The 5,610-nt window shown below is 69.5% G+C and carries 6 protein-coding genes; 2 read left to right on the forward strand and 4 right to left on the reverse strand.

Features of this window, described 5'->3' with window-relative positions:
* Window positions 1-424: response regulator (locus tag AC1DXV_RS30540; protein ID WP_477937206.1), on the reverse strand; the 424-nt coding region annotated here is incomplete at its 3' end.
* A gap of 461 nt (window positions 425-885) precedes the next feature.
* A complete protein-coding gene (locus AC1DXV_RS30545; protein WP_477937208.1) occupies window positions 886-2,277 on the reverse strand; it encodes a sigma-54-dependent transcriptional regulator in 1,392 nt (463 codons plus the stop codon).
* 201 nt (window positions 2,278-2,478) lie between these two features.
* On the opposite strand from AC1DXV_RS30545, the gene AC1DXV_RS30550 reads away from it, so the two are divergent.
* Together AC1DXV_RS30550 and AC1DXV_RS30555 are read left to right on the forward strand one after the other, a co-directional pair.
* Complete coding sequence (locus tag AC1DXV_RS30550; RefSeq protein ID WP_477869082.1) at window positions 2,479-3,336, forward strand: hypothetical protein; 858 nt, start codon at window positions 2,479-2,481, stop codon at window positions 3,334-3,336.
* Window positions 3,333-3,602, forward strand: coding sequence for a hypothetical protein (locus AC1DXV_RS30555; protein ID WP_477869084.1), 270 nt, complete (start codon window positions 3,333-3,335; stop codon window positions 3,600-3,602). The genes AC1DXV_RS30550 and AC1DXV_RS30555 overlap by 4 nt, the downstream gene beginning before the upstream one ends.
* A 2-nt stretch (window positions 3,603-3,604) precedes the next feature.
* Here the strand turns inward: AC1DXV_RS30555 and AC1DXV_RS30560 are convergent, their stop codons facing one another.
* Together AC1DXV_RS30560 and AC1DXV_RS30565 are read right to left on the reverse strand one after the other, a co-directional pair.
* Complete coding sequence (locus tag AC1DXV_RS30560) at window positions 3,605-4,588, reverse strand: hypothetical protein (protein WP_477869086.1); 984 nt, start codon at window positions 4,586-4,588, stop codon at window positions 3,605-3,607.
* Between the two features lie 65 nt (window positions 4,589-4,653).
* The coding region (locus tag AC1DXV_RS30565) for a sensor histidine kinase (RefSeq protein ID WP_477937210.1) at window positions 4,654-5,610 on the reverse strand (957 nt) is incomplete at its 5' end.

Below are 5,610 nucleotides of genomic sequence, written 5' to 3' on the forward strand. Positions count from 1 at the left end.
GCGAGCGCGAGACGACGGCACTGGCGCCGCGGTCGATGCTGCAGCCGGCCACGCTCGGGCCGGTCTCGGCCGGGGCCGGCACGCGCCGGCGCGCCGCGGCGCCGATGCGCGCCAGCAGCTCGGCACCGCGCACCGGCTTCGCGACGAAATCGTCGACACCGGCGTTCAGCACGCGGGCGGCAGTCAGCGGGTCGGTGCGGCCGAGGGCGACCAAAGTCACTTCGGGATTCAGCCAGTTGCGGCGCCAGTCGACGAGCGCGCTGCAATCGGTGGCCGGGTCGTCGACGTCGACGACGATCAGTCCATGGTCGTCGCGCTTGATGCCGCGCAAGAGCGTACCGGTGGACGCGTAGACCTCGCACTGGAAACCGGCGCACTCCAATGCGGTCCGCACGACCAGTTGCGTGTCTTTGTCTTCGATCAACAAGGCTGCTTTGTTCACGAGACTCCCCTATGTGTTCAATGATGTCTGACGGTCTCGTTCCGCAAGCCATGTGCCACGAAGCGATGTATGGCTGTGCGACGGCCCCGCCGCTTGCAAGCGGTTTCAAATTGACCTGCAAGTGCTTGATTCGTCGTGGCGCGCCCTGGAAATGAACGGGCGTGCCAAGGCTCGCCCGATGCGCATCCGACAGTGGACGCGTGGGCGGGCGAATCAAGTTTGAGAAGAACGCGAGGGGGGCTCTCTCACGACTGCGACAGTCGTCGAACGTCGCGCTGCGCGACCGTTTCGCGTGGACTAACGATGCCCGCGGGCAGGGCTTCGGATGCCACCCGCAATTCGTGCGCCGAAGGTCGCGCCTTCGGACACGAGGGGCTCATCCTTCATGAGCACGGCGGTCGATGTCGGCGAAGCGCACGCGCAAGGGAGTATCGGGAATCGCCTCAGCCTGCCGGATCCGTGCTCGGATCCTTGTACGCCGACGGGTCCACCGCCAGCGCCTTCAGCTTGCGGTACATCGTCGCCGGCGTCAGCGAGAGCTCGGCGCAAGCCGCCTTCACCGAACCGCCGTGGCGGCGCAGCGCTTCTTCGAGCAGGCTGCGCTCGATCATCGCGACCGATTCGTCGAACGAGCGCGGCGCCGACGCCGTCGGCTCGCCGTCGACGAAGATCGGCAGGCCGAGGATCAGGCGCTCGGCGCAGGCCTTCAGCTCGCGCACGTTGCCCGGCCAGCGCGACGCGAGCAGCGCCTGGTGCTGGTCCGGCGTCAACGACGGCACCGGCATCTGGAAGCGCAGGCTCGCCTGCTGCACGAAGATCTGGAACAGCCCGAGGATGTCGCCCAGCCGGTCGCGCAGCGCCGGGATCTTCAGCGAGGCCACGTTGAGCCGGTAGAACAGGTCGGGCCGGAACTCGCCCTTCTTCGCCAGGTCTTCCAGGCTCACCTTGGTCGCCGCGACCACGCGGAAGTTCACCGGGATCGGCTTGTTGTTGCCCAGGCGCTCGATCTCGCGCTCCTGGATCACGCGCAGCACCTTGGCCTGCAGCGCGAGCGGCATCGCCTCGATCTCGTCGAGGAACAGCGTGCCGTCCTTCGCGTGCTCGATCTTGCCGATGCGCTGCTTGCCCGCGCCGGTGAAGGCGCCGGCCTCGTGGCCGAACAGCTCGCTCTCGAACAGGCTCTCGGGGATGGCCGCGCAGTTCAGCGCGACGAAGTTGCCGCTGCGCCGGCCGAAATCGTGCAGGCAGCGCGCGACCAGCTCCTTGCCCGTGCCGGTCTCGCCGTGGATCAGCACGTCGACCGGGGTCGGCGCCAGGCGCAGGATCAGGTCGCGCAGCTCGCGCACCGGCGCCGCGTCGCCGCGCACGATCTGGTCGATGCCGGACGACTCGGCCAGCCGCGTCTTCAGCTGCCGGTTCTCCTGCACCAGCCGGTACTGGTCGGCCGCGCGCTGCATCACCGCCAGCAGGCGCTCGCGGCTGAACGGCTTCTCGAGGAAATCGTAGGCGCCCGAGCGGATCGCCTGGATCGCGGTCGGGATGTCGCCATGGCCGGTCATCAGCACGACCGGCAGGTCGGCATCCTTCTCGCGTGCGCGCTGCAGCACGAACAGGCCGTCGGCCTTCGGCAGCCGCAGGTCGGTCAGCACGGCAGCCGGCGCCACCGCGGCCATCTGCTCCATCGCCGATTCGGCGTCCTCGAACAGGCTGACCTCGTAGCCGGCCAGCTCCAGCGCACGCTTCACGCTGACGCGAAAGGCCTCGTCGTCCTCGATCACCAGCACGCGCGTCACCGGCGTGGAGGCGGGGCCGGCGGCTTTGGCGGGGTCTTGCATGGTCTTGTCGGGGATCGAGGGCTTCACGTGTCGTTCGGTCGATGCAGGCAATGCGGCGATCGTAGCGCCCTGCCGGACCCTTGCACGGGCGGCCGCGGGCAACTTCGCGCCGTCATGCGCGGCTTCGCACCGGGCCACYGCCGGCCCGGCCCGGCGGCCCTACCGTTGCGGCCAACGACGCCACTGCTGCAAGGAACCCGCATGCCTCCGATCAATCCGCTGTTGCTGAAGAGCAGCGCCCAGGCGCTCGGTCGCGTGGCCCAGCAGGTCGTCAAGGCAGCGCCCGGCCTGGCCGAAAAGGCGACGGGCGCGTCGCGCCTCGCCTCGAAGACGATGAGCGGATTGAGCGGGCTGAGCGAACGCCTGCCCTCGAAGCTGCCGAGCGCCGCGACGCTGCAACAGGGCCTCTCCGGCCTGCGCCCGCGCCTGCAGAACGCATCGCTGCTCGGGCAGATGGGCCGGCTCGGAGAGGGGGTGGCGCAGCTGTCGCAACTGGCGCAGATGCTGCCGACAGGCTCGACGGGACCGGCGGCACCGACCCGGCCCACGGAACCCACGGAACCCGCGAAACCCACGAAGCCCACGACACCGACCGCGAACCCCGGACACATCCCGCCGGGCCCGTTCGGCGCGATCCGCGATGCGGCGCACTCCGCGCTGAAAGGCCCGATGGCCGTCGCAGTGCGCGGCTCGGACCGCGCCTCGCGCGTGGCCGGCGAATTCCTGCAGGCGCTGCACGACATCGAGGGCAGCGCGCTGTACCAGAACTTCGCGCCGCCCCTGGTGAACCAGATGCTCGGCGAGGCCAGGACGGGCCTGCAGGCGATCCACGACATGATCCAGCGCTTCCAGTCCGGCCTCGGCCAGCTGGACACCGCGCTGCAGCCGGCGCCGTCCGGCGCGAAGCCGCCGCCGCTGCCCCCGAGGCCGACCACCCCGAAGCCGAGCGCCACCCTGCCGGCCTCGGCCTCGTCATCCGCCACGTCTTCCGACTTCTTCTCCGCGCAATCGACCCTGCCGAGCGCGCCGACCGCCTCGACCACCGGACCCACGACATGACCCTGCACGCCACCCCCGCCAGGAATGACCTCGCCTTCGACGACACCGCGTTCGGCGAACTGCGCGACGAAGCCGTGCGCCGCTTCGAGGCGCTGGTCGACCGCGTGACGGACGGGCTGATGAGCGACCCGCTCGACAACAGCCCGGCGCATGACCGCGAGGCCTGCCGGCTGGCTGCGATCGCGCTGCTGGCCGAGGCCAACCGCTCCGCGTTCGGGGCGGATTCTCTCGTCGCGCAGGTGCTGGCCGGACCGCCCGCGTCATGAGGTCAGTTCGTCAACTGATACATGAGCGATACCGACCACGCCTGCACCAGCCCGGCCGCCTGCAGAAACTCCCCGATACCCTCCTCGTTCGCGTTCGAGCCCATCAGCGCGCGCACCTCTCCGGCGTTCGTCTTCACCCTCTCGAAGTCGCCCCTCTCCAGCGCCTGTCCAAGTTGAAGGGTCTGCGCGACATGAATGATCGCGCAGCACTGCTGCACGCTGATCCGGACCAGTTCATGCAGGATCAGGCTTTCCGCGCACAGTGACTGCGGGCCCTTCGTCACATCCAACGGGTTCGCACCGGACAGGCTGTGCAACGAGGCCAGCGCCACGATGCATATCTGCACGGATGGCCGCGGGCGCCTCTCGATCTCCTCGCAAAAGACGGCGTGGACATCGGCAAGCAGCGACTCGTGGCCTCGAAAGGCCATCGCCAGCAGACTCCGGCAGGTGATGGGGCAGACCGCGCACAAGGTCGCCATCTCCATCACGTGCTTCACGACCAATGAGCGGCCGTCGCGAGTCGGGCACATCGCCAAGCCGCCGAGGGCGCTCCGCGCCGCCTTGACCACGGTCAGGCCGTGCAGGATTCCCGCCGGCTGCAAGGGGAAGTCCGCCTTCAGGTAGCTCGCGACAAACAGCTCTGCGCACTCCTGCGGCATCTCCAGCAGGGTGATCGCCTCCAGAACCTGCCAATGCTCGGTCTCGAAGGAGAATATTCCTCTGCGCTGGCCGATCGGCAGGCTGCCGATGCAGGTGCGGACAGCGGCCTCGCGCTCCGCAGTGGACTTCGACGCGTCATTCATGACCGACCAGAGTTGCTCGATCGGGTGGACCGACGAGTCTTCGCTCGAGTCCTCGAACGCTTCGGTGTCCGACGAACTCGCCGGCGGCGATCTCGGCGGAGATTGGGGGGGCGATCGCGCAGGCGATTGCGTCAGCGGCGAGGCCCTCCTGGGTGACAAGTCAGACGCTGTTCGTTTCATGTCGTGCTCCTTCCACGCCGCTTGAGTGGGGCCGCACGGCAAATCGTTCCATCACGGGGACGGAACTACAAACTCCCCGGCACCGTCGTCGGATCCTCCAGCGGCAGCCGCACGTCGAACACCGCGCCGCCGGCGCTGCCGTTGCGCGCGCGCAGGTCGCCGCCCATCTCGCGCATCACGTCGCGCGACAGCGCGAGGCCCAGGCCCAGCCCGCGCCCCGCCGCCTTGGTCGAGAAGAACGGCTGGAACAGCCGCTCCAGCACCGGCGGCGCGAGTCCCGGGCCGTTGTCGGTGACGCTGAGCACGACGAACTCGCCGTCGATCGCGCAAGCGAACTCGATGCGGCGCGCCTGCACCGGCTCCAGCACGTCGAGCGCGTTGTTGACGAGGTTCGCGATCACCCGCACCAGCTGGCCCTCGAAGCCATGCGCCAGCGCATCGTCGAAGCCGATCTCGATCTCGCACGGCGTCTGCACCAGCCGCGAGCGCAGCATGCCCAGCGCCTCGAGCACCGCCTGGCGCAGGCTCAGCTGCTGCACCTGCGCGGTCGAGCGCGCCGGAAAGGCGGCGAGCTGCGCGGTCAGGTCGGTCAGCCGGGTCGACAGCTTCAGCATCGTGCGCATGTTCGCCATCACCTCGGCCGTCTCGCCGCTGTCGATCAGCTCCAGCGCCGTCTCGGCGACCAGCCGGATCGACGCCATCGGCTGGTTCAGCTCGTGGTTGATGCTCGCGACCAGGTGGCCGACGTTGGACAGCCGCTGCGCATAGGCCAGCGTCTGCTCGGTGCTGCGCAGCACCTGCTCGGCATCGCGGTCGAGCGCCAGCATCTCGGCGCGCAGCGCGATCGCCTCGCGCTGCTGCTCGGCGGCCACGCGCGAGCCTTCGGCGTAGGCCTCGTAGGCGCCGGGGTAGTCGCCCTGGTCTTCCAGCAGGTCGGCCAGCAGCAGCCGCGCCGCCACCAGCCGCGGCTCGTTCGGCAGCGTCTCCAGGTGGCGCACCGCGGCCCGCGCGCAGGCCACCGC

Source organism: Rhizobacter sp. P3_C12, assembly GCF_056402735.1.

Coding starts and splice junctions, on each gene's coding strand:
- AC1DXV_RS30545 (WP_477937208.1), bottom strand. CDS start 2,277: ATGCAAGACCCCGCCAAAGCCGCCGGCCCCGCCTCCACGCCGGTGACG.
- AC1DXV_RS30550 (WP_477869082.1), top strand. CDS start 2,479: ATGCCTCCGATCAATCCGCTGTTGCTGAAGAGCAGCGCCCAGGCGCTC.
- AC1DXV_RS30555 (WP_477869084.1), top strand. CDS start 3,333: ATGACCCTGCACGCCACCCCCGCCAGGAATGACCTCGCCTTCGACGAC.
- AC1DXV_RS30560 (WP_477869086.1), bottom strand. CDS start 4,588: ATGAAACGAACAGCGTCTGACTTGTCACCCAGGAGGGCCTCGCCGCTG.